The following is a 3,633-nucleotide window of genomic DNA, read 5'->3' as shown; positions in this document are numbered from 1 at the left end:
TTCGGATGTGCTGCGGGAGATCCTCTGGCACGAGTCCCACGTCCGGCCCGAGGTCGCGACAGCGCTCGCGCGGTACCGCCGTGCGCTGCACGACACGGTCGAGCGCGCGTTGACGGCTTGCCTGCCCGCCGGAACGGATCGAGGCGCCGTGCGGGCCGCGGCCGATGCCTGGTCGGCGACGATCACCGCCCGACCCCTCGAGTCCATCGCGGACGGGAGTCCGCAGGAGCAGCGCCGCCGACTCCACGAACCGGCCAGCCTGCGGGCGATCGCCCGCGTGCTCGGCGCCGGTCTTCAGGCGGCGACGCTCAAGGGCGCCGCACTCTGAGTGCGGTGCCCTTGAGCGTGTGCTGAACAGGCCCTCGCTATTGCGCGGCGCGCTCCAGGATGAGCTCGCGCACCCGGGCGGCGTCCGCCTGCCCCTTCATCGCCTTCATCACGGCGCCGATCACGGCGCCGGCGGCCTGCACCTTCCCGTCCTTGATCTTGGCCATCACGTCGGGCTGGGCGGCCAGGGCCTCATCGATCGCGGCGATGAGCGCGCCGTCGTCGGAGACGACCGCGAGTCCGCGCGCGTCGACGACCTGCTGCGGGGTGCCCTCGCCGGCGATGACGCCCTCGAGCACCTGGCGGGCGAGCTTGTCCGTGAGCGTGCCGGCGTCGACGAGCTGCTGCAGCGCGGCGACGGATTCCGGGCGGATGAGCGACGCGGCGTCGACCTCGCGCTCGTTGGCGATGCGGCTGATCTCGCCGGTCCACCACTTCCGCGCGGCGTCGGCGGTCGTGCCTGCGGCGATGGTCGCCTCGACCTCGTCGAGCAGGCCGGCGTTCACGACGCCCTGGAACTCGATGTCGCCGAAGCCCCAGTCCGCCTTGAGCCGACGGCGACGGGCGACGGGCTGCTCCGGCAGCACCGCACGCAGCTCCTCGACCAGCTCGCGCGGCGGCTGCACGGGGAGCAGGTCGGGCTCCGGGAAGTACCGGTAGTCGTCCGCGTCGGACTTGGGGCGCCCGGGCGACGTGGTGCCGGTGTCCTCGTGCCAGTGCCGGGTCTCCTGCGTGATCGTGCCGCCATCGGCGAGGATCGCCGCCTGCCGCTGGATCTCGTAGCGCACGGCGCGTTCGACGGAGCGCATCGAGTTGACGTTCTTCGTCTCGGTGCGGGTGCCGAGCTTCTCCTGGCCGCGGGGGCGCAGGGAGACGTTCGCGTCGCAGCGCAGGTTGCCGCGCTCCAGGCGGGCTTCGGAGATGCCGAGGCCCCGGACGATGTCGCGGATCGTGGCGACGTACGCCTTCGCGATCTCGGGGGCGCGGTGCTCGGCGCCGAAGATCGGCTTGGTGACGATCTCGACGAGCGGCACGCCGGCGCGGTTGTAGTCGACGAGCGAGTACTCCGCGCCCTGGATGCGACCGGTCGCGCCGCCCATGTGGGTGAGCTTGCCGGCGTCCTCCTCCATGTGGGCGCGCTCGATCGGGATCGTCACGAGCGTGCCGTCCTCGAGCTCGACCTCGACGGATCCCTCGAACGCGATCGGCTCGTCGTACTGCGAGATCTGATAGTTCTTGCCGAGGTCCGGGTAGAAGTAGTTCTTCCGCGCGAACCGGCAGGACTCGGCGATCGAGCAGCCGAGCGCGAGGCCCAGGCTGATCGAGGAGCGCACGGCCGTCTCGTTCACCACCGGGAGGGATCCGGGCAGGCCCAGATCGACCGGGGCGATGAGCGTGTTCGGCTCCGCGTCGTGGTTGCGCTCGTTCGCCGGGTTCGGGGCGTCGGAGAACATCTTGGTCTCGGTGTTGAGCTCGACGTGCACCTCGAAGCCGAGCACCGGCTCGAACAGCTCGAGCGCCTTGTCGAAGTCCATGAGCTTCACGGCGGCCATCAGCGGGTTCCTCCCAGAATCGGTGCGCGGTCGAGCAGCGGCCCGCCCCAGGCGTCCACGAGCAGCGCCTCCAGCGCGGCGCCGACCCGGTACAGGCGGGCGTCCTCGCGAGCGGGGGCGAGGAACTGGATGCCGACGGGCAGCCCGTCCTCCTCCGCCAGGCCCGAAGGGATCGAGATCCCCGGCACGCCGGCGAGGTTCGCCGGGATCGTGGTGAGGTCGTTCAGATACATCTGCAGCGGGTCGTCGATCTTCTCGCCGAGCTTGAACGCCGTGGTCGGCGCGGACGGCGTCGCGATGACGTCGACCTGCGCGAACGCGGCGTCGAAGTCCCGCTGGATGAGCGTGCGCACCTTCTGCGCGCTGCCGTAGTAGGCGTCGTAGTAGCCGGCCGACAGGGCGTAGGTGCCGAGGATGATGCGGCGCTTCACCTCGGGGCCGAAGCCGACCTCGCGGGTGAGCGACATGACGTCCTCGACCGTGCCGCCGCCCTCGGGCGTGACGCGCAGGCCGAAGCGCACCGAATCGAACTTCGCCAGGTTGCTGGACGCCTCGGCGGGCAGGATCAGGTAGTACGCGGCGACGCCGTACTCGAAGTGCGGTGCCGAGATCTCGACGATCTCCGCTCCCTGCGCCTCCATCTGCTTCAGCGCGGCGTGGAACGAGCTCGCGACTCCCTCCTGGAAGCCGGAGTCGGGCAGCTCCTTGATGACGCCCACCTTGAGGCCCTTGAGGACCTGTCCGGTCGCGCCCTCGCGCGCCGCCTCGGCGAACGACGGCCACGCGTCGGTGAGGGACGTCGAGTCCTTCGGGTCGTGACCGCCGATCACGTCGTGCAGCAGTCCGGCGTCGAGGACGGTGCGGCTCACGGGGCCGACCTGGTCGAGGCTGGACGCGAGGGCGATCGCGCCGTACCGGCTGACGCCGCCGTAGGTCGGCTTGATGCCGACCGTGCCGGTGACGTGCGCGGGCTGGCGGATGGAGCCGCCGGTGTCGGAGCCGAGGGCGAGGGGCGCCTCGAAGGCGGCGACGGCCGCCGCCGAGCCTCCGCCGGAGCCGCCGGGGATCCGGTCCAGGTCCCAGGGGTTGTGCGTGGGGCCGTATGCCGAGTGCTCGGTGGAGGACCCCATCGCGAACTCGTCCATGTTGGTCTTGCCGATGCCGACGAGGCCGGCGGCGCGCGCGCGGGCGACCACGGTCGCGTCGAAGGGCGAGCGGTAGCCCTCGAGGATCCGGGAGCCGCTCGTGGAGGGCTGGTCCGTCGTGACGAGCACGTCCTTGATGGCGAGCGGCACACCGGCCAGCGCACCCAGGCTCTCCCCCGCCGCACGGCGACGGTCGATGTCGGCGGCCGCGTCGAGCGCGTGCTCGTTGATGTGCAGGAAGGCGTGCACGTCCCCGTCGACGGCGGCGATGCGGTCGAGGTGGGCCTGCGTCGCCTCGACGCTCGACACCTCGCCCGCGGCCAGCTTGGCGCCGAGTTCGGCGGCGGTCCAGCGGATGATCTCGCTCACTGCTCTTCTCCCAGGATCGCGGTCACGCGGAAGCGGTCGCCGTCGGCGTCCGGCGCGTTCTGCAGCGCCTGCGCGGTGGTGAGGGTCTGACCCACGACGTCCTCGCGGAAGACGTTGTGCATCGGGATCGGGTGGCTCGTCGCGACGACGTCGGGCGTCGCCACCTCCGAGACCTTCGCGATGTTGTCGACGATGGCGTCCAGCTGACCGGTCAGCTGCGTCACCTCGTCGTCGGAGAG

The 3,633-nt window shown here is 71.5% G+C and carries 3 protein-coding genes and 1 pseudogene; 1 reads left to right on the top strand and 3 read right to left on the bottom strand.

The features are described 5' to 3' along the window. A pseudogene (locus tag B7X32_RS19410) lies at positions 1 to 328 on the top strand (hypothetical protein); the annotation flags it as partial. Between the two features lie 37 nt (positions 329 to 365). On the opposite strand, the gene gatB reads toward B7X32_RS19410, so the two are convergent. The 3 genes from gatB to gatC all read right to left on the bottom strand — a co-directional run. Next, positions 366 to 1,880, bottom strand: a complete 1,515-nt coding sequence (gene gatB / locus B7X32_RS19405; protein WP_292723496.1) for an Asp-tRNA(Asn)/Glu-tRNA(Gln) amidotransferase subunit GatB — start codon at positions 1,878 to 1,880, stop codon at positions 366 to 368. Further along, positions 1,880 to 3,394, bottom strand: coding sequence for an Asp-tRNA(Asn)/Glu-tRNA(Gln) amidotransferase subunit GatA (gatA, locus tag B7X32_RS19400; protein ID WP_292723493.1), 1,515 nt, complete (start codon positions 3,392 to 3,394; stop codon positions 1,880 to 1,882). Before gatA ends, gatB begins: the two co-directional genes overlap by 1 nt. Beyond that, positions 3,391 to 3,633, bottom strand: a 243-nt coding sequence (gatC, locus tag B7X32_RS19395; RefSeq protein WP_292723490.1) for an Asp-tRNA(Asn)/Glu-tRNA(Gln) amidotransferase subunit GatC, incomplete at its 5' end; no start/stop codon positions are given. The genes gatC and gatA, both read right to left, overlap by 4 nt.

Source organism: Microbacterium sp. 13-71-7, from assembly GCF_002257455.1.
GTDB lineage: Bacteria > Actinomycetota > Actinomycetes > Actinomycetales > Microbacteriaceae > Microbacterium.
This window is presented reverse-complemented; position numbering and strand designations above follow the sequence as displayed.

Bases quoted from the DNA above. Each gene is read 5' to 3' on its own strand.
- gatB (WP_292723496.1), bottom strand. From the start codon at position 1,880: ATGGCCGCCGTGAAGCTCATGGACTTCGACAAGGCGCTCGAGCTGTTC.